The organism is Allostreptomyces psammosilenae (assembly GCF_013407765.1).
Lineage (GTDB): Bacteria > Actinomycetota > Actinomycetes > Streptomycetales > Streptomycetaceae > Allostreptomyces > Allostreptomyces psammosilenae.
On record NZ_JACBZD010000001.1, the window covers coordinates 4,062,405 to 4,086,122 of the forward strand.

Genomic DNA, 23,718 nt, shown 5'->3' on the forward strand with positions numbered 1-23,718 from the left:
CCCAGCCACCGCCTGAGCAACCGCGCTACGCCCCTACCGCCCCGCCGGCCGGTCCCACCGGCCGGCCACCGGTCCAGGCTTCCCCCAGGCTGCCCCAGCTCACAGACGCTGTTCCCCGGGCCGCCCAGACGCTGTTCCCCGGGCCGCCCACGGAGCAGAGTTATCCACAGGCAGTAAATGGGGGGCTGCGCCACGTCAACCCACAATGAGATCCTGAAGAAGGGGGCCCAAAAGCCCCCCAAGGGGGCGTTGAGCCCCGGGATGCCTCCGCCCGGTTCAGGCTGTTCCCCGGGCCGCCCATGGAAACCAGAGTTATCCACAGGCGGCAAATGGGGGGCTGCGCCGCGCCAGCCCTCGATGGGATCCTGAAGAAGGGGGTCCGAAAGCCCCCCAAGGGGGGTTTGTGGCCCAGTACCTCTGGGCCCCGGTCCGCCACGCCGCCGCCCCGTCCCCCCACCCGCCCCCCACTCCTGCTGCGCGTACCAGCGCTGTCAGTGCCCCCAAGTCGCTCTCGGTGCCTCCGGGGCACCGTCAGTGTCCCCGAGGCGCGTACATGATCACGGCCACCCCGGCGAGGCAGAGCAGGGCCCCGGCGACATCGAACCGGTCGGGCCGGTAGCCGTCGAGCGCCATCCCCCAGAGGAGCGACCCGGCGACGAACACGCCGCCGTAGGCGGCCAGAATCCGGCCGAAGTTCGCGTCCGGCTGGAGGGTGGCGACGAAGCCGTACACCCCGAGCGCCAGCACGCCCGCGCCGATCCAGGCCCACCCCCGGTGCTCCCGCACCCCCTGCCACACCAGCCACGCACCACCGATCTCGAACAGGGCGGCCAGGAGGAACAGGATCACGGAGCGCAGGGGCAGCATGGGTCGATTCTCCCGCGCGCCCCCACGCACCCCCGCACGCCCTGCCCCGTCCCCATCCCCCTCCCTCCGCCCCACGCCCAACGGCCCCCGCCCAACTCCCCACCCCGCCGCCGCAGAGGAGCCGCGCAGGGGGCGCCCCGGGCCCGCGCGTGCTGCAATACCCCTATGGCGGCGATCCTCGAAACCGACCTGGTGATCGTCGGTGGTGGCCCGGCCGGCTGCGCCGCGGCCGTCATGGCGGCGAGCCTCGGCATGGCATCCGTGCTGGTGGAGGCGCGTGATCGACTCTGCTCCAAGCTGTACGCGGTCCCCGCCCTGGACAACGTGCTCGGAGGCTTCCGCACCGGCCCGGAGCTCGCCGCCGCCGTCACCAGGGACGTCGAGCGCGTCGCCGGCTCCGGCGACTGCCGCCTCCTGCTGGGTGCGCGCGCCGACATCGTCGAGACGGAGGAACCGGTGCGCGGGCGCCGAGGCGCGGCGCCCGCCGCCGGCGTCGTCGTCCGCCTGGTCAGCGGGGAGATCGTCGCCGCGCCGCACGCCGTGGTGGCGACCGGCGTGGGGCCGACCCCGCCGGAGTCGACCTCCTGGGTCGCCGGCGCCGAGAAGCTGCGGCTGCCCCCGCTGTGGGAGGCGGATCTCGCTGCTTGCGCCGGTCGCACCGTGCTGGTGGTCGGTGCCGACCGCCCGCTGGGCACGCTGCTGCGGGCGCTGCCGGACACCCGGCTCGACCTGCTGGTTCCGCACCCAGTGACGGACGACTACAAGACCGAGGAGGCACGGCGGGACGACCGTGCCCAACTGATCCCGGTGCGCCGACTGTCCGTCGCCCGCAGCGAGGAGCCCGCCACGCCCGGCCCGCCAATCGCCCCGCACCCCCTGCGCGCCGAGGTCGAACTCCCCGACGGGACGATCAGGCACCTCGCGGCGGACGCCGGGTTCCTCAACATCGGCAGCACCCCGTGCCCGCCGAGGGGCGACCTGGCCCGCGATCTCGCCGGCTACTGCCCGCCGGGACGCCAGCACCCCCGCCTGCTGGTCGCCGGCGACCTGCGCTCCGCCGGCTACCAGCGGATCATGGCCGCCTCGGGCTCGGGCGCCGAGGCGGCGCTGCGCGCCTACTACGCGCGCACCACCACCCCGCCGCCCGGCTAGGCCGTCCGCGAAGAGCGACCCCGCTCGGAAGGAGTGGGAGCGGCTCGGAAACCGCCGTCCCTCACCAGGCGTAGTCCTCCGGCGCTTCACGGTGCCCGGGGAAGATCTCGTCCAGCCGCTCCAGCGCCTTCTCGTCCAGCCGCAGGTCGAGGGCGCGCAGCGCCGCGTCCAACTGCTCCCCGGTGCGCGGTCCCACGATCGGCGCGGTGACGGCCGGCTGGTGCAGCAGCCAGGCCAGGGCCACGTCCCCGGGCTCGTGACCGAGTTCCTCGCAGAACTCCTCGTACGCCGCGATGCTGTCCCGCTTCGCCTCCAGGGTGGCCCGCGCCCGCCCGTCGACCCGGCGGACGCCCTCGCGCTCCTTGCGGAGCACCCCGCCGAGCAGCCCGCCGTGCAGCGGGGACCACGGGATGACGCCGAGCCCGTAGTGCCGGGCCGCCGGGAGCACCTCCAGCTCCACCGTGCGCGCGATCAGGTTGTACAGCGACTGCTCGCTGACCAGGCCGAGGTACCGGCGGCGGGCCGCCGCCTCCTGCGCCTGGGCGATGTGCCAGCCGGCGAAGTTGGAGCTGCCCACGTACAGGACCTTGCCCTGCTGGGTCAGCACCTCCATCGCCTGCCAGATCTCCTCCCAGGGCGTGGCCCGGTCGACGTGGTGCATCTGGTAGACGTCGATGTGGTCGGTGCGCAGCCGCTTCAGGCTGGCCTCGCAGGCCCGCCGGATGTTCAGCGCGGACAGCCCGCGCTCGTTGGGCCACTCGCCCATCGCGCCGTAGAGCTTGGTGGCCAGGACGGTGCGTTCCCGCCGGCCGCCGCCCTGGGCGAACCAGTCACCGATGATCTCCTCGGTGCGTCCCCGGGCGGTGGTGTCACCGGGCCGGCCGCCGTAGACGTTGGCGGTGTCGAAGAAGTTGACGCCGGCCGCGTGGGCCTGGTCCATGATCCGGTGGGCGTCGGACGGCTCGGTGAGCGGGCCGAAGTTCATCGTGCCGAGGCACAGCCGGCTGACGGACAGGCCGGTGCGGCCGAGATTCGTGTACTCCATACCCCCACCCTTACCAGCCGTGGCCCGGCTGTCCATGGCAACCGCCCACCCGGCCCGGGGCCCGCCTACGGGGAGTCAGCTTCCTGCGCCGCAACGGGTCGATGACCGTCATGCCACCGTCAAGCTCTGGCGCCGGGCGGTGGGCCGCGATAGCGTCCGGTGGGCCGAACTGGGTCTGAGCCGGGGGATGAACCGGGTCAGCGGCCCGCGAGCCGTTCGATCGAGCCATTGGTCATTGTCACACCGCCCGCCACGGTGAATTTTCGCTTTCCGGGAGTCGATGTGCTGCGACGCAGATGGACGAAACGTGTGACCATCGCCCTCGCGGCGGCCGTTCTTTGGCCGCTGTCCGTGGCGAACGGGGCGGCGGGTGCCGAGTCCACCCTCCCCTCGCCGGTGCCCGGGCTGTCGGTGTCTGGTCAGGAAGTGCCCGGTCGGGAGGCGTCCGATCGGGGGGCGTCCGGCCGGAACGTCTCCGGCCAGGACCTCTCCGCTGCCGCCGTGCCGCTGGAGCACCTGACCGTCAGCACCACCCAGGTCGCCTTCGGCCTGCGCCGTCCCACCGCCGTCAGCTCGCCCGACGACGGCACCGGCAGGCTGTTCATCCTGGAGAAGCCCGGCCGGATCCGCGTCTACCACCCGGACACCGGGCTGGCCGCCGACCCGCTGCTGGACATCCAGGACCGGGTGGACTCCTCCGACAACGAGCGCGGCCTGCTCGGCATCGCCCCCGCCCCGGACTTCGCCACCAGCCAGGTCCTCTACCTCGCCTACACCCGGCTGTCGGACGGCGCCGTCACGCTCTCCCGCTTCCGCCTGTCCGCCACCGGCGCGACCGAGGAGGTCCTGCTCACCCAGGAGCACGCCACCTTCACCAACCACAACGGCGGCGAACTCGCCTTCGGCCCCGACGGCTACCTCTACCTGAGCATCGGCGACGGCGGCGGCGCCGGGGACAGCCTGGGCTCCGGGCAGAACCTCGGCACCCTCCTCGGCAAGATCCTCCGCCTCGACGTCGACTCCGCCTGCGGCGACCTGCCCTACTGCGTGCCGGCGGACAACCCGTTCGTCGACACCCCCGGCGCCCGCCCGGAGATCTGGGCCTACGGGCTGCGCAACCCCTGGCGGTTCTCCTTCGACCCGGCCGACGGCTCGCTGTGGATCGCCGACGTCGGCCAGGGCGGCTCGGAGGAGATCAACCACCTCGCCGCCGACCAGGCCGGGGCGAACCTGGGCTGGTCCTGCCGGGAGGGCACCGAGCAGTTCGACCCCACCCGTTGCGAGCCCGGGGCCGTCTACACCGACCCGGTCTTCACCTACCCCACCTCCGTCGAGGGCTGCGCGGTGATCGGCGGTCACGTCTACCGCGGTGAGCGCTTCGCCGACATCGCCGGCGGCACCTACGTGGCCAGCGACTACTGCTCGGCCGCCGCCTGGGCGGTGCGCGCGAACCCGGACGGCACCCACACCAGCGCCCGCATCGGCGAGTTCCCGATCCAGGTCACCGCCTTCGGCACCGACGCCGACGGCGAGCTGTACGTCGTCAACGACCTGCCCGGCGGCCTGCACCGGGTCTCCTTCGAGAGCACCGCCCCGGCCCCCACCTGCGCGGTGAACTACCGGGTGGCGAGCCAGTGGGGGACCGGCTTCACCGCCTCGGTCACCGTCACCAACACCGGCACCGAGCCGATCGACGGCTGGCGCCTGGCCTGGACCTTCCCGGCCGACCAGCGGGTGACCAGCGCCTGGGACGCCGCCATCACCCAGCAGGGCGCCACCGCCACCGCCACCAACCTCGGCTGGAACGGCCGACTCGCCCCCGGCGCCTCGACCACCTTCGGCTTCCTCGCCACCGGCGGCGGCCCCGCCAACCCCACCCCCACCACCTTCCACCTCAACGGCGCCCCCTGCGCCTGACCCACCCCACCCCACCCCACCCCGCCACCCACCCCACCCCGCCACCCACCCCACCCCGCCGCCACCCCACCCCCCTCGGTGCCACCCACCGGCCCCGAGGGGGCGGTGGCGGCGGTGCTCAAGCGGCGTTCGCCGTGCTCAAGGGGCGTTCAGCGCTTGCGGAGGCGGAGGGAGGTCCAGCTCGCGTCGGCGGTCCAGCCGCCGTCGACGGGGAGGGCGACTCCGTTGACGAAACCGCTGCGGGCCGGGTCGGCCAGGAAGGAGACGGCGGCGGCGATGTCGCCCGGGACGGCGAAGCGGCCCATCGGCACGCGGTCGGTGATGTCGTCGTCCGTGTAGCCGCCGGAGGCCTGGTCGGCGGCGTCCATCTCGGTCTTGACCCAGCCCGGGCAGACGGCGTTGACCCGGACGCCGCGACCGCCCCACTCGGCGGCCAGCGTCCGGGTCAGACCGATCAGGCCGTGCTTGCTGGTGTTGTAGGCGGCGCGGTCGGCGACGCCGTGCAGGCCGGCGATGGACGCGATGTTCACGATGGCGCCGGAGCCGGCGGCGAGCATCAGCCGGCCGAGCGCCTGGGAGAGCAGGAACGGTCCGGTGAGGTTGACCTCCAGCACCCGGCGCCACTGCTCGGCCGTGGTCTCCTCGGCCGGGGTGAGCAGGGAGACGCCGGCGTTGTTGACCAGCACGTCGACCCGGCCGAAGCGTTCCCGCACCTCGTCGGTGAGCCGGCGCGCGTACTCGGCGTCGGCCACGTCGCCGGTCAGCGCCACCGCCCGCGGCGCGCCGGCACCGGTGGCAGCCCCATCACCCTCACCGGCGGCACCATCCCCATCGCCGTCACCGGTCCCCGGAACGGCCGCCCGGCGGACGGCGGCCAGGGTCTCGGTCGGTTCGCGCAGGTCGGCGAGGACGAGCGCGTAGCCCTCGGCGGCGAGGGTCTCGCTCACCCGGCGACCGATCCCCTGTGCCGCGCCGGTCACCACCGCCACACGCGTCGTCGGACGTCCGTCGAGTCCCATGTGCCCGCTCCCTCCATCGCGTTACCGCACGGCTGGAGGGCAGCATGGCACGGCGTGGCCCGGTCCGACACGGGAAGCGGTCGGACCGGGCCGGCCGGCGTCAGGCGCCCGGCCGCTCCTCCCCGTCCCGGCGCGCCCCGACGTAGGCGCGCAGGTGGTGGGCGGTCAGCGAGTCGCCGTGGGCGACCAGGTCGGCGGGGGTGCCGGTGAAGACGATCCGGCCGCCGTCGTGGCCGGCGCCCGGCCCGAGGTCGATGAGCCAGTCGGCGTGGGCCATCACCGCCTGGTGGTGCTCGATGACGACGACGGTGTTGCCGGCGTCGACGAGCCGGTCCAGCAGCGCGAGGAGCTGGTCCACGTCCGCGAGGTGCAGGCCGGTGGTCGGCTCGTCCAGCACGTAGGTGGCGGCCTTCTCCGCCATGTGGATGGCCAGCTTGAGGCGCTGCCGTTCACCGCCGGAGAGCGTGGTGAGCGGCTGGCCCAGCCCCAGGTAGCCCAGGCCCACGTCGCTGAGCCGGTCCAGCACGGCGCGGGCCGGCCCGGAGGTGAAGAAGTCGCGGGCCTCGGTCACCGACATGGCCAGGACCTCGCTGATGTCCTTGCCGCGCAGCTTGTGGGTGAGCACCTCCGCGGTGAACCGTTTCCCCTCGCAGGTCTCGCAGACGGACGCCACCCCGGCCATCATCGCCAGGTCGGTGTACACCAGCCCGATGCCCTTGCAGGTCGGGCAGGCGCCCTCGGAGTTGGCGCTGAACAGGGCCGCCTTGACGCCGTTGGCCTTGGCGAAGGCGGTGCGGATCGCGTCGAGCAGCCCGCTGTAGGTGGCCGGGTTGCTGCGGCGGGAGCCGCGGATCGGCGACTGGTCGACGGTGACCACCCCGTCCCGGCCGGACAGCGAGCCGTGGATCAGCGAGCTCTTGCCGGAGCCGGCGACGCCGGTGACCACGGTGAGCACGCCCAGCGGGATGTCGACGCTCACGTCCTTGAGGTTGTGCAGGGAGGCGCCGGTGATCGACAGCTGTCCGCGGGGGGTGCGGGGCCGGGCGCGCAGCTCGGCGCGGTGGTCGAGGTGGCGTCCGGTCAGCGAGTCGGACTTGCGCAGGCCCGCCACGTCCCCGGCGTACATCACCCGGCCCCCGGCCGAGCCCGCCCCGGGGCCGAGGTCGACCACGTGGTCGGCGATCTCGATGGTCTCCGGCTTGTGCTCGACGACCAGGACGGTGTTGCCCTTGTCGCGCAGCCGCAGGAGCAGGCCGTTCATCCGCTGTATGTCGTGCGGGTGCAGGCCCACCGTGGGCTCGTCGAAGACGTAGGTGACGTCGGTCAGGCTGGAGCCGAGGTGCCGGACCATCTTCACCCGCTGCGCCTCGCCGCCGGAGAGCGTGCCGGACTCGCGGTCCAGGCTCAGGTAGCCCAGGCCGATCTCGACCAGCGAGTCCAGGGTGCCGCTGAGGGTGGCCACCAGCGGCTCCACCGACGGGTCCTTGATCCCGCGGACGAACTCGGCCAGGTCGCTGATCTGCATGGCCGAGCACTCGGCGATGTTGCGCCCGTCGATCCGGCTGGCCAGGGCGGCGGCGTTGAGGCGGGTTCCGCCGCAGTCGGGGCAGTCGGTGAAGGCCACCGCGCGGTCCATGAACGCCCGGATGTGCGGCTGCGCGGACTCCCGGTCCTTGGACAGGTACAGCCGCCGCACCTTGACCACCAGACCCTCGTAGGTGACGTTGGTCGTCCCTATCTTGATCTTGGTGGCGGTCTTGTGCAGGAAGTCCTCCCACTGGGTGGGGCTGTAGTCCTTCAGCTTGACGTCGGGGTCGACGAAACCGGAGAGCGCGAGGCTCTGCCAGTACCACGAGCCGACGGTGAAACCGGGGACGGTGATCGCCCCCTCGTTGAGCGACAGTTCGCGGTCGACCAGCTGCGAGATGTCGATGTCCGAGATCCGGCCGAGGCCCTCGCAGCGCGGGCACATGCCCTCGGCGCTGTTGAAGCTGAAGGCGGTGGACGTGCCGACGTGCGGGGTGCCGAGGCGGCTGAAGATGATCCGCAGCATGGTCTGCGCGTCGGTGGCCGTGCCCACCGTGGAGCGCGAGTTGGCGCCCATCCGCTCCTGGTCGACGACGATCGCCGCGCTCAGGTTGCGCAGCGCGTCGACGTCCGGCCGGCCGAGACTCGGCATGAACGACTGGATGAAGGCCGTGTAGGTCTCGTTGATCAGCCGCTGGGACTCCGCGGCGATGGTCCCGAAGACCAGGGAGGACTTTCCGGAACCGGAGACTCCGGTGAACACGGTGAGTCGGCGCTTGGGGATGTCCAGCGAGACGTTCGCCAGGTTGTTCTCCCTGGCTCCGCGGACCTCGATCACGTCGTGACTGTCCGCGGCGGCGCGCCCGTCGCCCGTCGGATGGTCGAAGGTGTGGGGCTGAGGACCCATGCCGCCTCTCCTGATATCTTTACGCCGTAAAGGGATGGCTGGCGCACGGTACTTTACGGCGTAAGGAGTCGCAAGTTGGTGGTCTTCGCCGGACAGGGCGACCCTCGGCGTTCGATGGAACTGCTGTGGCGTCACGCCGCCCCCGGCCGCACCCGCCCCGGCCGCCCGAACCACACCGCCCCGGGACCGCGCCCCGGACTGACCCTGGACGCCGTCGTCGAGGCCGCCGTCGCGATCGCCGACACGCGGGGCATGGCGGCGCTGTCCATGCGCGCGGTCGGGGAGCGGCTCGGCCGCACCGCCATGGCGCTGTACACCTACGTCCCCGGCAAGAGCGAGCTGGTCGACCTCATGTACGACCGCGTCCTCGGCGAACTGCCCACCGACTACCCGGACGACGCCGGCTGGCGTGCCGCCGCCACCGCCTGGGCCGACGACCTGTGGACCTTCTACCTGCGCCACCCGTGGGTCCTCCAGGTCTCCCCGGCCCGCCCGGTGCTCGGCCCCGGCGAGTACGTCATGCTGGAGACCGCACTGCGCATCCTGCGCGGCACCGGCCTGCCGCCCACCACGCTCCGCCGCGTCGTCGGCGCCCTGACCCACTTCGTCCGCGGCGCCGCCCAGACGGTCGCCGAGACCCGTCAGGCCGCCGCCGCGACCGGCGTCTCCGACGAGGAGTGGTGGTACGCCCGCTCCGCGCAGCTCGAGGAGTACGCCGCGGACTTCGCCGAGCGCTTCCCGACCGTCACCTGGCTGGAACGCGAGGGCGCCTTCACGCTGGACGACGAGACCACGCCCTACCTGGAGCAGGAGGCCCGGGAGAGCTTCACCGCCGGCCTCACCCTCCTCCTCGACGGCATCGCCGCCGCCATCGCCCGCCACGACGCCGCGCCGCGCTGAGCGGCCGGCGCCCCCGCCCGGCGCGCCCCCGCCCCGGCGCGCTGCCTGCTGCTTTACCGCCCGCGCTGCTCGCGGAGGGCGGCGCGGGCGCGGGCCAGCAGGGCGCGGGCGGCGGGGCCGGTGGGGCCGTCCGCGCGCCAGGCGAGGACGAGCCGTCCGCGCAGCGCCGGGCGGTCGACGGCGATGACGCGCAGCCGGTCCGAGCGTGCCTCGGCGAACGCCCCCGGCAGGACAGCCGCGCCCAGGCCCCGGGCGGCGAGCTCGGCCAGGAGTTCCGGGTTGCCGGCCTCGAAGGCGATCCGCGGCGCGAACCCGGCGGCCGCGCAGGCATCCTCCAGACGGGCGCGCAGGCCCGTCCCGCGGGGGAGGCTGATCAGCGGGCGGCCGCGCAGGGTGTCGAGCGAGATCACCGGGTGGGGGCCGAGTTCGTGGTCGTGGCTGACCGCGACCACGATCGGCTGGTCGTCGACCACCTCGATCTCCAGTCCGGCCGGGGCGGTCTGGGCGCCCACGCTGATGATGGCGGCGTCGAGCGTCCCGTCCCGCAGCCCCTCCACCAGTTGGTCGGTGTTCGCCTCGGCGAGGGTGATCTCGACGCCCGGATGGTCGTCGTGGAAGTCCGCCAGCAGCGTCGGCAGGTCGACGTCGTGCGAGGTCACCGTGCCCACGGCGACCCGCCCGCGGAGCAGCCCGGTGAGCTCCCCGACCGCCGTCCGGACGCCCTCCACCGCGGCCAGGGCGGCCCGCGCGTAGGGCAGCACGGCCGCCCCCACCTCGGTCAGCCGCACGGCGCGGCCGGAGCGGTCCAGCAGTTCCTCGCCCAGCTCCCGCTCCAGCCGGCGGATCTGCGCGCTCACCCCGGGCTGGGCGACGCGCACCCGTTCGGCGGCCCGGGTGAAGTTCCGCTCCTCGGCCACGGCCACGAAGTACTCAAGCTGCCGGAGTTCCATAACCAATAATTCTAGCCTTCATACCAACCATCTCTTGGACTTCTGGATCGCCCGGCGCCAGAGTGGACGGCGGAAGAGAAAGGAGTCCACCCCATGACCCAGACCCGTGAACGCGCCGCCACCCCCGAGGACCTGGCCCGGCTGTTCGTGGAACGCGCCAACGCCCGCGACGCCGAGGGCCTGGCCGAGCTCTACGCGCCCGACGCCGTCATGGCCTACCCGCCCGGCGCCGTCACCGTCGGCCGGGAGGCGATCCGCGCCGTGCTGGAGCGGATGCTCGAACACGCCCCGCTGCCCTTCCAACTGGAGGAACCGCTGCCGACCGTCCACTACGGGGACCTGGCCCTCACCTCCACCCGCCCCGCCGACGGCACCGGCGGCCGGACCCAGGTCGTCCGCCGCCAGCCGGACGGCAGCTGGCTGCGCGTCATCGACCGCCCGGAGACCGGCGCCTGATCGGGTTCCGTCCACGATCGGCACGTCTGCCGCGCCGGCGTTGGGTAGCGTCGTGGCCCGGAGCGACGACGAGTCCAGGCCGCGCGGAGGACGCCCATGGGCAACGTGTACGTACGCATCGGGATCTACCGGTACGCCTACCACACCGATCTCGACTGCCCCGCACTGAACGGCAAGCCGGAGACCTACCAGGGGAGGGAGGAACTGGCCGAGGAGGAGGCCAGGGCCCAGGGCCTGCGAGCCTGCCGGCAGTGCAAGCGGTGACACCGCCCCGTCGCCGTGCGGAGGGCCACCGCTCACAGCGGTGGCCCTCCGCACGGGCCGCGCGCGGGAACGCGACCGGCCCCTGCGGCGGCACCCACCCACTGCCCCCGGACACTCCCCGGGTCGATCCGGCGGGACGGGGTACCCGCGGGTCCACCGACAAGGAGTGCGACCCGTGAAGCTGTCCTTCCTCGATCCGCTGTACGCCCGGCCCGGCCCGTGCGCCAGCGCCTACCTGGACACCTCCCGCGACATCGACGACCCGGACCACGCGATCGAGCTGCGCTGGCGGCACCTGCGCGACGCGCTGACCGCCCAGGGCGCCGACCCCGAAACCGTCGCCGCCCTGTCCGGGGCGGTGGGAGCCGACCGTGAGGTACCCGGCCGACACGGCCAGGCGCTCTTCGCCGCCCGCGGCCGGCTGCTGCTGGCCGAGGTGGTGCCCGAGCCGCCCGTGCGCGAGGCCGCGCGGTACGCGGCGATGCCGGACGCGATGCGTATGGCGGTGCAGCACGCGCCGGACATCCCGTTCGCGACCGTCCTGGTGCGACGCCTCGGCCCGCGGGAGGGCGCGGACGACGCGGAGGCGCCCATGGAGGCCTACCTGGAGACCGGCCGGTGGCCGATGAGCCGCGTCGCCCCGGGGCCACGCGCCCACTGGCGGGGGGTGGCCTCCCACTGGAGGGGGCGCGCGGAGGAGATCGCCGAGGAGTTGGCGACCCTCGCCGCCCAGGGGACGGCCGAAGTGGTCGCGGTGTGCGCGGGGGTGTGGGAACGCGGCGTGCTGGTGAACCGGCTGCCGAGCCATCTGCGGGAGCGCGTCGCCACGCTCCCGCCACCCGCCGACGCCGACGCCGACGCCGACACCGAGGGCAGCCCCGACGGCCCCGACGGCCGCGCGCTCCTGGAGGAGGAACTGGGCGCGCTGCTGGGCCGGCGCCTGTCCGCCGGGGACCAGGCCCGCCGGGAGCTTTTCCTGGCGCGGCGCGCCCGCGACGAGGCCGCCGGCGAGGGGCTCCGCACGGTCGTCGCCGCCCTGCAACGCGGCCAGGCCGAAGCGCTGCTGCTCAACCGTCCCACGGACCTGCCCATGCCGCTGTGGGCCGGCCCGGAGCCCAAGCAGCTCGCGCTGTCGCCGGACGAACTGCGCTCCTTCGGCGTGCGTTCCTTCTACGAGGAGCCGGCCGACGCCATCGTGCTGCGGGCGCTGGTCGGCACCGGCGCCGAGCTCGTCGTCGTGCCGCGGGAGGAGCTGCCGCTGGACGACGGAGTCGGCGTCCTGCTCCGCTACTGACCCCACCGCCGCTCACCGCCCCGGTGGCCGGGGCCGCCCCGCCGCCCCGGCCCGATCGACGTCAACCAGGCCACGGTGCGGCTGACGTCCGACGGCGACACGATGCCCACCAGCGCGCCGTCGTCGAGCACCAGCACCCGGCGCTCCTCGGCGGACTCCAGGCGTGGCAGGACGTCACCGAGCGGCTCCTCCGGCCCGGCGGTCGCCACCTCGGCGAGTGGACGCATCACGTCGGCCAGCACCGTCGTGCCCCGCTCCGCCACCGGCACCCGCCTGATCCGGTGCAGGGTCACCAGACCCACCGGCGCGCCCCCGTCGGTGACCGGGAACGCCGAGTGCCGGTACCGGAAGAGCGGGCCGTCCAGGAAGTCCGCGACGGTCAGATCGGCCGGGGCGTTCACCGGCTCGGGCGTCATCGCCCGCCGGACCGGGATCCCGGACAGCGCGTCCTGGACCCGCGCCTGCCGCCCCTCCACGGTCGCGGCGGCGAGCAGGAACCAGCCGATCAGGGCCAGCCAGACGCCGTTCACCATGGGTCCCACCAGGAACAGGTACAGCCCCAGCAGCACCAGCGCCCACCCGAGCACCCGGCCCGCCGTGGTCGCCCCCACGGTGGCGCGCAGCCGGTCCCCGGTGCGCCACCACAGCACCGCCCGCAGCAGCCGCCCGCCGTCCAGCGGCGCGGCCGGCACGGCGTTGAACAGCGCCAGCAGGATGTTGATCCCCGCCAGCCAGGCCACCGCCTCGACCACCAGCGCCGACGCCGAGGCCGCGTCCAGCAGCCACGCCACCAGGGTGAACGCAACCCCCAGCACCCCGCTCACCAGCGGCCCCACCCCGGCGATCCGCACCTCGGCCCCCGGCGTGCCCGCCTCCGCCCTCATCCGCGCCGCCCCACCGAGCAGCCACAGCGTGATGCCGTCGACCTCCACCCCCTCACGCCGCGCCACCACCGCGTGCGCCATCTCGTGGGCCAGCAGCGACCCGAAGAACACCACCGCCGCGACCAGCCCCACGACCCAGTACAGCACCGCGGACCGCCCCGGATGCGCCGCCGGCAGCCGTCCCTGCGCCAGCCCCAGCGCGATGAGCACGAAGACGACCAGCACGCTCCAGTTGACCCCGACCTCCACCCCCCGCACCCGCCCCAGCACGAACGTCGGCCGCACACCCGCTCACCTCCGCCACCCCCCACCAACCCCCGCCCGACTACCCACCCCCACCCCACACATGCCCGTCAGCCCTGTCTGATCAGATAGTCCTACTAGTAGGACTAGAGGGTTGGGGTGGCGAGATGGCCGATGGGCGGGACTTGATCGAGCGGATCGGGAAGCTGCAACCCGCCAACCGGCGCACGGGACAACATCTGCATCGCCCCTTGCTCCTGCTGTGGGCCATCGCCCAAGCCGTGCATGGGCGCCCGCGCCAGCAGTCGTGGTCGACGGTCCACGAGGCTGTGGGTCCGCTGCTCGCCACCTTTGCTGGAGCGGCGGGTGGCCCTCAAGACGTGCTGTACCCCTTCTGGGCCCTGCAACGGAACCAGTTGTGGGAGGTGGAGAATTCCACTGATCTCCCCCTGACGAGCCAGGGACGACGCCCGAAACTGTCCGCGTTGGATCAGGCAAACCCTCTGGCCGGGCTGCCGAAGGATGACTACGACCGTCTGGCCGGGGACTTGGAACTAGCGGCATGGGCGGTGAGCACCCTACTTACCCGTTTTTTCCATCCGCTGCCCCCCTCGTTTCTGGAATCCCTGGGACTCCAGGAGTTGATGGCCGGGCGGATCGCCGACCGCATGCGTCCGCACTTGGGAGAGACGTACCCGAATCGCAACGCCATCGCCGACGTGTATGGCGGAAATCGGGTGCTGGGCATCACCCCGCTCGCCGATGGCGTCCTCACTGTCTACTCGGACGACAAGGGCCCGTACGCCGACCAGCGCATCCCGGAGACGAACTGGATTGCCTACACCGGCGATGGTCTCTCCGGCGACCAGACCCTGACCATGGGCAACCGTGCGATGGCGGAATACCAGGAGCAACAGAAAGCCCTGCGCTACTGGCACAAGCCCTACAAAGGCCACTGGACCTTCGAGACCTGGGCGGTCATCATCCAGCGCCGCCGACGCTGGGGCCGAGGACAAGACGGCCAGCAGCGCCGAGAGTACGTATGGATCCTCGCGCCCGTCCCCTCGCCGATGCGGGAGACCTGGCCCCTGGAGTTCAAAGAAGCTCTCCTGCAGGATGACGGGCAACTCCATGACGACTCCCTCGACGTCATCCCCGTCGAGGTGGACTCGGCTCCGGAGACGGCGGCAACCAGCGCCCGCGAGAAATACAAGCAGCTATCAGCGGCTGCTCAGCGCACGGCAGCTGGCCGAACCCGCCAGTCCAAGCTCGCTCAGGTGGAGAGGTACCTGCGCTCACCCGCAGCAAGAGAAGCCGTGATACTACGCAGCGAAGGCCGCTGCGAGAACCCCTCATGCATGGGACACCCCCATGAACTCACTGACGCCGATCAACCGATCCTGGAGGTCGACCACGTCAATGGCCTGGCCCGTACTGGGCAGGACGTCCCCGAAGTCATGATCGCCCTCTGCCCCAATTGCCACGCGCTCAAGACACGAGGAAAGAACCGGCGCAAGTTGCAAGAGCAACTACTCGTAGTAGCCCGCAGCCGGCACCGGACTTTCCTGCCAGGAAGCTAAGCGAATCTGTGCCTGCAGTGCGCCACGCCCCTGGGAGACCCCGACGGCTCCTGCCCTGCTTCCATCGCACCCGGCCCGGCCCTCCTCGCCCTGCCCGGGCTGCGCCTGTTGCCCCAGGTGTAGCCGTCAGCGTGGCAGCGCACCGCCACGCCGGCTGCCCCTCGCAGTCCCGGTGCTAGGGACGGACGCCACGCTCCAACTCGCATGGCACACACGACGAACGCCCGCTGACAGCGTTCACGCTGGTCAGCGGGCGTTTCGGCACTTCTTGCGAAGTGCCCCCGGCAGGATTCGAACCTGCGCACACGGCTCCGGAGGCCGTTGCTCTATCCCCTGAGCTACGGGGGCTTGTCCTGGCGACGGGAAGAACACTACCAGCTTCTGGAGGGTGGTCTCGCATGGGTTGTCGGGTGGGGCGGCGGAGGAGGCGGGGTGGGGTGGCGGGGAGCGGGGGCGGGTGGGGCGGGGGGCGTGCGGGTGGGGTCACTCGAACGGGGGCGGGTGGGGTGGATATGGGGGAAAGCCGCCCGCGGTGGGCGGGGGCGACCTACCCTCTGGTGCTGTGTGTGGCGCGACCGGTCGGGTCCTCGTCGTTGACGACAGTGCGGACATCCGGCAGTTGATCGGGGTCAATCTCGAGCTGGAGGGGTTCGAGGTGGTGACCGCCGTCGATGGTGTCGAGGCGCTGGAGGCGGTGCACCGGTGGTGTCCGGACGTCGTCACGCTGGACCTGCGGATGCCGCGGCTGGACGGGTTGCACACGGTGGCCGCGCTGCGGGCGGACCCGCGGACGCAGCACCTGCCGATCGTGGTGGTGAGCGCGTCGGGGCCGAGGGAGCTGGCGCGGGCGCGGCAACTGGGGGTGGCGGCGGCGGTGGCCAAGCCGTTCGACCCCGGGCAGCTGGTGGCGGTGGTGCGGGCGGCCGCGGCACGGGGTGGGGCGGAGGCAAACCCTGTGGCGGGGGAGCCGGTTTCCTCCCCTACCCTTGAAAGGTGACCCCCGCAGAGCTTTCCCAGGCAGTGCTGTCCGCGGTTCGCTCCGCCGTCGAGGCGGGCGAGCTGACCGTCGACGTGCCCGAGCGCGTCACGGTCGAGCGGCCGAAGATCAAGGACCACGGCGACTACGCCAGCAACGTCGCGCTCCAGCTGGCCAAGCCGGCCGGCAAGCCGCCGCGACAGGTGGCCGAGATCCTCGCCGCGCGCCTGAGCGCGACGCCGGGGATCGCCCGGGTCGACATCGCGGGGCCCGGCTTCCTGAACGTGGTGCTGGAGACGGCGGCGCACGGCGAGCTGGCCCGGACGATCGTGCTGGCCGGCGGGGAGTACGGGCGCAACGCGTCGCTCAAGGGGCTGAAGATCAACCTGGAGTTCATCTCCGCCAACCCCACCGGGCCGATCCACGTCGGCGGCGTGCGGTGGGCCGCGGTCGGCGACTCGCTGGCGCGGGTGCTCACCGCCTGCGGCGCGGACGTCTCCACCGAGTACTACATCAACGACGCCGGCGTGCAGATCGCCAAGTTCGGCGCCTCGCTGCAGGCCGTGGCGAACGGGCGGCCGGCGCCGGAGGACGGCTACGTCGGCGCGTACATCAAGGAGATCGCCGACCAGGTGGTCGCCGACAACCCGGGGCTGCTGCAGCGCCCCGAGGAGGAGCAGGCCCCGGTGTTCCGCACCGAGGGCCTGCGGCTGATGGTGGCCGAGATCCAGCGCTCGGTGGCCGAGTTCGGGGTGCACTTCGACACCTGGTTCTCGGAGAAGTCGCTGCACGACTCCGGCGCGGTCGAGCGGGCCATCGAGCGGCTGCGCGAGCAGGGCCACGTCTACGAGGCGGACGGCGCCATCTGGCTGCGCACCACCGACTTCGGCGACGACAAGGACCGCGTCCTGGTCAAGCAGGACGGCGAGAAGACCTACTTCGCCTCCGACGCCGCCTACTACCTGGACAAGCGGGACCGCGGCAACGAGGTCTGCGTGTACATGCTCGGCGCGGACCACCACGGCTACGTGGGCCGCCTGAAGGCCATCGTGGCCTGCGCCGGTGACGACCCGGGGCACAACATCGAGGTGCTCATCGGGCAGTTCGTGAAGATGCTGAAGGACGGCGTCGAGGTGCGCATGTCCAAGCGCGCCGGCAACATCATCACGATCGACGACGTGGTGGAGTGGATCGGGGTGGACGCCGCCCGCTACTCGCTGGTGCGCTCGGCCACCGACTCCACCCTCACCCTCGACATCGACCTGCTGACCAGCGCGAAGAACGAGAACCCGGTCTTCTACGTGCAGTACGCGCACGCCCGGATGTCCAGCCTGCGCGCCAACGCCGTCGACCTCGGCGTGGCCGTGCCGGTCAGCGGCACCGCGGAGGCGGCCGCGGCCGCCGACGGCTTCCGTCCGGAGCTGCTCGCCACCGAGCGGGAGTCCGACCTGCTCGGCAAGCTGGGCGAGTTCCCCTCGGTGGTGGCCGCGGCCGGCGAGCTGCGCGAGCCGCACCGCATCGCCCGCTACCTGGAGGAGCTGGCCGGCACCTACCACCGGTTCTACGACAGCTGCCGGATCCTGCCGCGCGGTGACGAGGAGGCGGACGACCTGACCGTCGCCCGGCTGTGGCTGCAGGAGGCCAGCCGTACGGTCCTCGCCAACGGCCTGAAACTGCTCGGGGTGTCCGCCCCCGAGCGCATGTGAGCCAGGCCGCAAGCAGCACCGTGAAGTCGTGAACCGAGGAAGGCAGGCAGTTCGACCATGAGCCGTTCAGCGCACCCGGCGGGCCCCCGGCACGGGGACGTCCTGCCGGAGGACCACCACCTCCTGCCGCCGGAGGACCTCAACCGCATCGACGAGCGCGTCTGGTCCGCCGGGGCGCGGCGCGGCGAGGACGGCGTGCTCCGCCTCGGCGGGGTGCCCGTCACCCAGCTGGCGGCCGAGTTCGGCACGCCGGCCTACTTCCTGGACGAGGACGACTTCCGGGCCCGCGCCCGGGCCTGGCGCGAGGCGTTCGCCGGCGCCGACGTCTTCTACGCCGGCAAGGCGTTCCTCAGCCGCGCCGTGGTGCGCTGGCTGGTGGAGGAGGGCCTGAACCTGGACGTCTGCTCGGGCGGCGAGCTGGCGGTGGCGCTGGCCGGCGGCATGCCGGCGGAGCGCCTCGCGCTGCACGGCAACAACAAGTCGCGCGCCGAGCTGGCCGCCGCCGTGGAGGCCGGGGTCGGCCGGATCGTGGTGGACTCCTTCGAGGAGATCGAGCGGCTGGACGCCATCGCCCGGGAGCGCGGGGTGCGCCAGGGCGTGCTGGTCCGGGTGACGGTGGGCGTCGAGGCGCACACCCACGAGTTCATCGCCACCGCGCACGAGGACCAGAAGTTCGGCCTGGCGCTGGCCGGCGGGCAGGCCGCCGAGGCGGTGCGCCGGGTGCTGGCCGCCGACGGCCTCACCCTGCTCGGGCTGCACTCGCACATCGGTTCGCAGATCTTCGACACCGCCGGCTTCGAGGTCGCGGCCCGCCGCGTGGTGGGCCTGCTGGCCGAGATCCGGGACGAGCACGGCGTCGAGCTGCCGGAGATCGACCTCGGCGGCGGGCTGGGCATCGCCTACACCCCGGCCGACGACCCGCGCGACCCGGCGGAGATCGCCAAGTCGCTGGGCTGGATCGTGCAGCGGGAGTGCGAGGCGGCCGGCCTGGCGGCGCCGCGGCTGTCGGTGGAGCCGGGCCGGGCGATCGCCGGCCCGACCACCTTCACGCTCTACGAGGTGGGCACGGTCAAGCCGCTGGAGGGCCTGCGCACCTACGTCAGCGTGGACGGCGGGATGTCGGACAACATCCGCACGGCGCTGTACGACGCCGAGTACTCGGTGGTGCTGGCCTCCCGGGCGTCCTCGGCGCCGCCGATGCTGTCGCGGGTGGTGGGCAAGCACTGCGAGTCGGGCGACATCGTGGTGCGCGACGCCTACCTGCCGGCGGACGTGCGGCCCGGTGACCTGCTGGCGGTGCCGGCGACCGGCGCCTACTGCCGCTCGATGGCGAGCAACTACAACCACCTGACGCGCCCGCCGGTGGTCGCGGTCAGGGACGGCCGGGCGCGGGTCATCGTGCGCCGGGAGACGCCGGAGGACCTGCTCGCCCTCGACGTGGGGTGACCGGGACGGAAGCGGTGACGGCGCCGGAGCGGCGACGGCGCCGCTCCGGGCGCGGGGGCGCGGGGCGAGGCGGGGGACGCCGAGGACGCCGGAGCGCCCCCGGGCGCTCACGGCCAGTCGCCGACTGGCGGAACGGCGTCTCGAATGCTGGACCCGGGTCGGTCCACCGGCGCACGTCGTTGACACTGGTAGGGCGCCGAACAGCGTGAACGGGCCGCACACCGGCGGCCCGGAGGGACACCGGAACCGGGCGGAGGGAACCGGCCGGGGCGGTGCCGCTGCCGCCGCGACGCCGTGTCGTGGCGGAGGAGAGTGCGGAAGCGAGGTCGAAGGATGCGTACGGACCCCTTGCGGGTAGCGCTGCTGGGCTGCGGTGTGGTCGGCTCGGAGGTCGCGCGCATCATGACGACGCACGCCGCCGACCTGGCCGCCCGGGTGGGCGCGCCGGTGGAGCTCGCCGGCATCGCGGTGCGGCGGGCCGGCCGGGAGCGGGCCGGGCTGGACCCGGAGCTGTTCACCACCGACGCCGGCGCGCTGGTCAAACGCGACGACATCGACCTGGTGGTGGAGGTCATCGGCGGCATCGAGCCGGCGCGCAGCCTGATCCTGGAGGCGATGGAGCACGGCGCCAGCGTGGTGACCGCGAACAAGGCGCTGCTGGCCGCCGACGGCGCCACGCTGCACGCCGCCGCCGAGCGCTACGGCGTGGACCTCTACTACGAGGCCTCGGTGGCCGGCGCGATCCCGCTGATCCGCCCGCTGCGCGAGTCGCTGGCCGGCGACAAGGTCGAGCGGGTGCTGGGCATCGTCAACGGCACCACCAACTTCGTGCTGGACCGGATGGACACCACCGGCGCCGGCTTCTCCGAGGCGCTGGAGGAGGCCACCGCGCTGGGATACGCGGAGGCCGACCCGACCGCCGACATCGAGGGCTTCGACGCCGCCGCCAAGGCCGCGATCCTGGCCGGCATCGCCTTCCACACCCGGGTGACCGCCGACGACGTGTACCGCGAGGGCATCACCGAGGTGACGGCCGCCGACATCGCCGGCGCCAAGGAGATGGGCTGCGTGGTCAAGCTGCTGGCGATCTGCGAGCGCTCCCGCGACGCGGCCACCGGCGAGGAGCGCGTGACGGCCCGGGTGCACCCGGCGATGGTGCCGCTGGCCCACCCGCTGGCGGGGGTGCGCGGGGCGTACAACGCGGTCTTCGTCGAGGCGGAGGCAGCCGGGCAGCTGATGTTCTACGGGCCGGGCGCGGGCGGCGCGCCGACCGCCAGCGCGGTGCTCGGCGACCTGGTGGCGGTCTGCCGCAACCGGGTGGCCGGCGGGCGCGGGCCGGGCGAGTCGGCGTACGCCCAGCTGCCGGTGAGCCCGATGGGCGAGGTGGTCACCCGCTACCACGTCAGCCTGGACGTGGCCGACCGCGCGGGCGTGCTGGCGCAGGTGGCGTCGGTCTTCGCCGAGCACGGGGTGTCGATCGACACGGTCCGGCAGCAGGGCCGGGACGGCGAGGCCAAGCTGGTGGTGGTCACCCACCGCGCCACGGACGCGGCGCTGTCGGCGACCGTGGAGGAGCTGCGCCGGATGGACATCGTCCGCGGCGTGGCGGGCATCATGCGTGTGGAAGGGGAGTAATGGACACCGCCATGGAGGGCCGCCGGGACGGCCGCCCGCTGGGCGCCACTCGGCAGTGGCGCGGCGTGATCGAGGAGTACCGCGACCGGCTCCCGGTCACCGAATCGACCCCGGTGGTGACCCTGCTGGAGGGCGGCACGCCGCTGGTGCCGGCCCAGGTGCTCTCCGAGCGCACCGGCTGCGAGGTCTTCCTGAAGGTCGAGGGCGCCAACCCGACCGGGTCGTTCAAGGACCGCGGCATGACGATGGCGATCACCCGGGCGAAGGAGGAGGGCGCCAAGGCCGTCATCTGCGCCTCGACCGGGAACACCTCGGCGTCCGCGACCGCCTACGCGGTGCGCGCCGGCATGGTCTCCGCGGTGCTGGTGCCGCAGGGCAAGATCGCGCTCGGCAAGATGGCGCAGGCGCTGGTGCACGGCGCCCGAATCCTCCAGGTGGACGGCAACTTCGACGACTGCCTGACGCTGGCCCGCGGCCTGGCCGACAACTACCCGGTGGCGCTGGTCAACTCGGTGAACCCGGTGCGGATCGAGGGCCAGAAGACGGCGGCCTTCGAGATCGTGGACGCCCTCGGCGACGCCCCGGACCTGCACCTGCTGCCGGTCGGCAACGCCGGGAACATCACCGCCTACTGGCGCGGCTACCGCGAGTACGCGGCGGACGGCATCGCGACCCGCACCCCGCGGATGTGGGGCTTCCAGGCCTGGGGCTCCGCGCCGATCGTGCGCGGCGAGCCGGTGAAGGACCCGCAGACCATCGCCACGGCGATCCGGATCGGCAACCCGGCCTCCTGGGCCCTCGCCGAGCAGGCCCGGGACGAGTCCGGCGGCATGATCGAGGCGGTCACCGACCGGCAGATCCTGTCCGCCTACCGCTTCCTGGCCTCCCGCGAGGGCGTGTTCGTGGAGCCGGCGTCGGCGGCGAGCGTCGCCGGGCTGCTGCACGCCGCCGAGCGCGGGCTGGTGGATCCGGGGCAGCGCATCGTGTGCACGGTGACCGGCAACGGGCTCAAGGACCCGGACTGGGCGGTGGCCGGCGCGCCGCAGCCCACGGTCGTCCCGGTGGACGCGGACGCGGCGGCGGCCCACCTCGGCCTGCGCTGAGCCGGAACGCGGCCTGAGCCGGAACCGGCGGCGCTGAGCCGGAGCGGAACAACAGCACACGCCTGACGGCGGACGACCGACGAGGAGCGGCGGCACCCGATCGACCGGGTGCCGCCGCTCCCGTCCGTCCTCCGCCTGTCCTCCGCGGGCTAAATGTGATATCACTTTGCCATACAGAAGATGTCGCCGCGAGAGCGCCGGAGGGGGGCGCTCCCACGGCGCCGTCCGAGGCGGTCACCCGCCCAGAAAGGACGCCGTCATGCCCGAGCACACCGCACAGTCCGCCGTCTCCACCGAGTACGTGCCCGACATGAGCGCCGCCGCGCCCACCCACCCGGAGCGCCCGGCGCGGGCCGTCTCCGGCTACCTGGCGTTCGGCTTCGCCCTGGCGCTGGCCGCCTTCGCGACGCTGCTCGGCGTCTTCCTCGCCGACGACTACCTCGGCCCGGTCATGGTGGTGATCGTGCTCTGCGGCCTGGTCGCCGTCGCGCTGCTGGCCGGAATGGTCGTGGTCAACCCCAACGAGGCCCGGGTGCTCCAGCTGTTCGGCTCCTACGCCGGCACGCTGAGCCGCGACGGCTTCTGGTGCGTCAACCCGCTCACCACCCGCCGGCGCGTCTCGCTGCGCGTGCGCAACTTCGAGAGCTCGGTGCTCAAGGTGAACGACCTCGACGGCACCCCGGTGGAGATCGCCGCCGTGGTGGTCTGGAAGGTCGAGGACGCCGCCTCCGCCGTCTTCCAGGTGGACGACTACGAGGAGTACGTCACCACCCAGGCCGAGACGGGCGTGCGCCACCTGGCCACCTCCTACCCCTACGACAGTGGCGAGGAGGGCCAGCCCTCGCTGCGCTCCGGCCTCAACCTCGGGGACGAACTCGGCGCCGAGGTGCAGGAGCGGGTCGCCCTGGCCGGTGTGCGGGTCCTGGAGTGCCGGATCACCCATCTGGCGTACGCTCCGGAGATCGCCCAGGCGATGCTCCAGCGGCAGCAGGCGGGAGCCGTGGTGTCCGCCCGGACCCGCATCGTGGAGGGCGCCGTCGGCATGGTCGAGATGGCCCTGGACCGGCTCAGCGAGCGCGAGGTCGTCGAGCTGGACGAGGAGCGCAAGGCCGCCATGGTCAGCAACCTCATGGTGGTGCTCTGCGGTGACCGGGGGACCCAGCCCGTCGTGAACGCCGGCTCGCTGTACCAGTGACCTCCCCGGACCCGCGAGGGACGTCCACGGGGGCCGACCAGGGTTAAGGAGCGAGTAGGTGGCAGAGCGCAAGAAGTTCCTGCTGCGCGTCGATCCCCAGGTGTACGAGGCCCTGCAACGCTGGGCGGACGACGAACTGCGCAGCGTGAACGCGCACATCGAGTTCCTGCTGCGCAGGGCGCTGGACCAGGCCGGCCGGGCGGTGCGGGACGGGCCGTCCCCGCGCCGCGGCCGACCGCCCAAACGCCCCCGGGGCGACGACGGGCCGACCGGCGGCGCTCGGACCGACGGCGGTCCCACGGCCGACGGGCCGACCGGCGGCGGGCCGACCGGCGGCGGACCGACAGGCGGCGGACCGACAGGCGAGGAGCCGGCCGACGACGCGGCCCCCACCGGCGACGGCCCGTCGGGACCGTCCCGACCGGCACCGACCGACTGATTTCGGCCGATCCCGCCCGAAGCGGCACCAGGAGCACAACTGGCCCGGACGGACCGTCACGACCCGTACCCACCGGGCAGTCCCGCCTGACGCCGCCTCGGATCCCAGAGGTGGCCGGCAGCCCTCCCGGCACCGGCCACCCGCCCCGGGACGACGCGATCGAAGGGGGCGTCCGCGACCGCCGCGGACGCCCCCGCGGCGTGTCCGCGACCG

19 protein-coding genes, 1 tRNA gene and 1 pseudogene are annotated in these 23,718 nt (G+C 73.3%); 14 read left to right on the forward strand and 7 right to left on the reverse strand.

What is annotated here, in order from left to right; all coding sequences use genetic code 11:
* Positions 1–531 precede the first annotated feature (531 nt).
* Positions 532–867 (reverse strand): YnfA family protein, encoded by a 336-nt coding sequence (locus FHU37_RS16805; protein WP_179814981.1) that lies wholly within the window; start codon positions 865–867, stop codon positions 532–534.
* Between the two features lie 165 nt (positions 868–1,032).
* Here FHU37_RS16805 and FHU37_RS16810 point away from each other — a divergent pair, with 165 nt between their 5' ends.
* Positions 1,033–2,019: an FAD-dependent oxidoreductase gene (locus FHU37_RS16810; protein ID WP_179814982.1), complete on the forward strand. Its 987-nt coding sequence runs from the start codon at positions 1,033–1,035 to the stop codon at positions 2,017–2,019.
* A gap of 61 nt (positions 2,020–2,080) precedes the next feature.
* Here FHU37_RS16810 and FHU37_RS16815 read toward each other — a convergent pair whose 3' ends face one another.
* The gene (locus FHU37_RS16815; RefSeq protein ID WP_179814983.1) at positions 2,081–3,064 is read right to left on the reverse strand and encodes an aldo/keto reductase; all 984 of its coding nucleotides are present in this window, start codon (positions 3,062–3,064) and stop codon (positions 2,081–2,083) included.
* A 309-nt stretch (positions 3,065–3,373) separates the two neighbouring features.
* On the opposite strand from FHU37_RS16815, the gene FHU37_RS16820 reads away from it, so the two are divergent.
* Complete coding sequence (locus FHU37_RS16820; RefSeq protein WP_312892641.1) at positions 3,374–4,981, forward strand: PQQ-dependent sugar dehydrogenase; 1,608 nt, start codon at positions 3,374–3,376, stop codon at positions 4,979–4,981.
* Positions 4,982–5,130: 149 nt separating this feature from the next.
* On the opposite strand, the gene FHU37_RS16825 is transcribed toward FHU37_RS16820, so the two are convergent.
* Both FHU37_RS16825 and FHU37_RS16830 read right to left on the reverse strand, forming a co-directional pair.
* Complete coding sequence (locus tag FHU37_RS16825; protein WP_179814984.1) at positions 5,131–6,000, reverse strand: SDR family NAD(P)-dependent oxidoreductase; 870 nt, start codon at positions 5,998–6,000, stop codon at positions 5,131–5,133.
* A 100-nt stretch (positions 6,001–6,100) separates the two neighbouring features.
* A complete protein-coding gene (locus tag FHU37_RS16830) occupies positions 6,101–8,434 on the reverse strand; it encodes an ATP-binding cassette domain-containing protein (protein ID WP_179814985.1) in 2,334 nt (777 codons plus the stop codon).
* 75 nt (positions 8,435–8,509) lie between these two features.
* Between FHU37_RS16830 and FHU37_RS16835 the strand changes: the two genes are divergently transcribed.
* Entirely contained in the window at positions 8,510–9,334 is an 825-nt protein-coding gene (locus tag FHU37_RS16835) for a TetR/AcrR family transcriptional regulator (protein ID WP_179814986.1), read from the forward strand.
* A 53-nt stretch (positions 9,335–9,387) separates the two neighbouring features.
* On the opposite strand, the gene FHU37_RS16840 is transcribed toward FHU37_RS16835, so the two are convergent.
* The gene (locus tag FHU37_RS16840; RefSeq protein WP_179814987.1) at positions 9,388–10,284 is read right to left on the reverse strand and encodes a LysR substrate-binding domain-containing protein; all 897 of its coding nucleotides are present in this window, start codon (positions 10,282–10,284) and stop codon (positions 9,388–9,390) included.
* 93 nt (positions 10,285–10,377) lie between these two features.
* Here FHU37_RS16840 and FHU37_RS16845 point away from each other — a divergent pair, with 93 nt between their 5' ends.
* The 3 genes from FHU37_RS16845 to FHU37_RS16855 all read left to right on the forward strand — a co-directional run bounded on the left by FHU37_RS16845 (position 10,378) and on the right by FHU37_RS16855 (position 12,298).
* The gene (locus FHU37_RS16845) at positions 10,378–10,740 is read left to right on the forward strand and encodes a YybH family protein (protein WP_179814988.1); all 363 of its coding nucleotides are present in this window, start codon (positions 10,378–10,380) and stop codon (positions 10,738–10,740) included.
* 96 nt (positions 10,741–10,836) lie between these two features.
* Complete coding sequence (locus tag FHU37_RS16850; protein WP_179814989.1) at positions 10,837–11,004, forward strand: hypothetical protein; 168 nt, start codon at positions 10,837–10,839, stop codon at positions 11,002–11,004.
* Positions 11,005–11,179: 175 nt separating this feature from the next.
* Positions 11,180–12,298, forward strand: a complete 1,119-nt coding sequence (locus FHU37_RS16855) for a baeRF2 domain-containing protein (RefSeq protein ID WP_179814990.1) — start codon at positions 11,180–11,182, stop codon at positions 12,296–12,298.
* On the opposite strand, the gene FHU37_RS16860 is transcribed toward FHU37_RS16855, so the two are convergent.
* Positions 12,292–13,467, reverse strand: a complete 1,176-nt coding sequence (locus FHU37_RS16860; RefSeq protein ID WP_179814991.1) for a site-2 protease family protein — start codon at positions 13,465–13,467, stop codon at positions 12,292–12,294. The genes FHU37_RS16855 and FHU37_RS16860 overlap by 7 nt on opposite strands.
* Before the next feature lie 143 nt (positions 13,468–13,610).
* On the opposite strand from FHU37_RS16860, the gene FHU37_RS16865 reads away from it, so the two are divergent.
* Positions 13,611–15,005, forward strand: a complete 1,395-nt coding sequence (locus FHU37_RS16865; RefSeq protein WP_179814992.1) for an HNH endonuclease signature motif containing protein — start codon at positions 13,611–13,613, stop codon at positions 15,003–15,005.
* A 276-nt stretch (positions 15,006–15,281) separates the two neighbouring features.
* Here FHU37_RS16865 and FHU37_RS16870 read toward each other — a convergent pair.
* A tRNA-Arg gene (locus FHU37_RS16870) sits at positions 15,282–15,353 on the reverse strand.
* Positions 15,354–15,567: 214 nt separating this feature from the next.
* Here FHU37_RS16870 and FHU37_RS28315 point away from each other — a divergent pair.
* From FHU37_RS28315 to FHU37_RS29355, 7 genes and pseudogenes are all read left to right on the forward strand, one after another.
* Positions 15,568–16,002, forward strand: coding sequence for a response regulator (locus FHU37_RS28315; RefSeq protein WP_179814993.1), 435 nt, complete (start codon positions 15,568–15,570; stop codon positions 16,000–16,002).
* Entirely contained in the window at positions 15,999–17,687 is a 1,689-nt protein-coding gene (gene argS, locus FHU37_RS16880) for an arginine--tRNA ligase (RefSeq protein ID WP_179814994.1), read from the forward strand. The genes FHU37_RS28315 and argS overlap by 4 nt, the downstream gene beginning before the upstream one ends.
* A 57-nt stretch (positions 17,688–17,744) precedes the next feature.
* Positions 17,745–19,133 (forward strand): diaminopimelate decarboxylase, encoded by a 1,389-nt coding sequence (gene lysA / locus FHU37_RS16885; protein WP_179814995.1) that lies wholly within the window; start codon positions 17,745–17,747, stop codon positions 19,131–19,133.
* Between the two features lie 333 nt (positions 19,134–19,466).
* Positions 19,467–20,768, forward strand: a complete 1,302-nt coding sequence (locus tag FHU37_RS16890; RefSeq protein ID WP_179814996.1) for a homoserine dehydrogenase — start codon at positions 19,467–19,469, stop codon at positions 20,766–20,768.
* On the forward strand, positions 20,768–21,871 hold the full coding sequence (gene thrC, locus FHU37_RS16895; RefSeq protein ID WP_246449944.1) for a threonine synthase: 1,104 nt from the start codon (positions 20,768–20,770) through the stop codon (positions 21,869–21,871). Before FHU37_RS16890 ends, thrC begins: the two co-directional genes overlap by 1 nt.
* Positions 21,872–22,130: 259 nt before the next feature.
* On the forward strand, positions 22,131–23,066 hold the full coding sequence (locus FHU37_RS16900) for an SPFH domain-containing protein (RefSeq protein WP_246449946.1): 936 nt from the start codon (positions 22,131–22,133) through the stop codon (positions 23,064–23,066).
* 58 nt (positions 23,067–23,124) lie between these two features.
* Positions 23,125–23,316: pseudogene (locus tag FHU37_RS29355) on the forward strand (type II toxin-antitoxin system antitoxin); the annotation flags it as partial.
* Positions 23,317–23,718 lie beyond the last annotated feature (402 nt).

Excerpts from the sequence above, each read along its gene's own strand:
- FHU37_RS16810 (WP_179814982.1), top strand. The coding sequence starts at position 1,033 with ATGGCGGCGATCCTCGAAACCGACCTGGTGATCGTCGGTGGTGGCCCG.
- FHU37_RS16830 (WP_179814985.1), bottom strand. The coding sequence starts at position 8,434 with ATGGGTCCTCAGCCCCACACCTTCGACCATCCGACGGGCGACGGGCGC.
- FHU37_RS16815 (WP_179814983.1), bottom strand. The coding sequence starts at position 3,064 with ATGGAGTACACGAATCTCGGCCGCACCGGCCTGTCCGTCAGCCGGCTG.
- lysA (WP_179814995.1), top strand. The coding sequence starts at position 17,745 with ATGAGCCGTTCAGCGCACCCGGCGGGCCCCCGGCACGGGGACGTCCTG.
- FHU37_RS16845 (WP_179814988.1), top strand. The coding sequence starts at position 10,378 with ATGACCCAGACCCGTGAACGCGCCGCCACCCCCGAGGACCTGGCCCGG.
- FHU37_RS16850 (WP_179814989.1), top strand. The coding sequence starts at position 10,837 with ATGGGCAACGTGTACGTACGCATCGGGATCTACCGGTACGCCTACCAC.
- FHU37_RS16825 (WP_179814984.1), bottom strand. The coding sequence starts at position 6,000 with ATGGGACTCGACGGACGTCCGACGACGCGTGTGGCGGTGGTGACCGGC.
- FHU37_RS16805 (WP_179814981.1), bottom strand. The coding sequence starts at position 867 with ATGCTGCCCCTGCGCTCCGTGATCCTGTTCCTCCTGGCCGCCCTGTTC.
- FHU37_RS16900 (WP_246449946.1), top strand. The coding sequence starts at position 22,131 with ATGCCCGAGCACACCGCACAGTCCGCCGTCTCCACCGAGTACGTGCCC.
- FHU37_RS16840 (WP_179814987.1), bottom strand. The coding sequence starts at position 10,284 with ATGGAACTCCGGCAGCTTGAGTACTTCGTGGCCGTGGCCGAGGAGCGG.
- FHU37_RS16890 (WP_179814996.1), top strand. The coding sequence starts at position 19,467 with ATGCGTACGGACCCCTTGCGGGTAGCGCTGCTGGGCTGCGGTGTGGTC.
- thrC (WP_246449944.1), top strand. The coding sequence starts at position 20,768 with ATGGACACCGCCATGGAGGGCCGCCGGGACGGCCGCCCGCTGGGCGCC.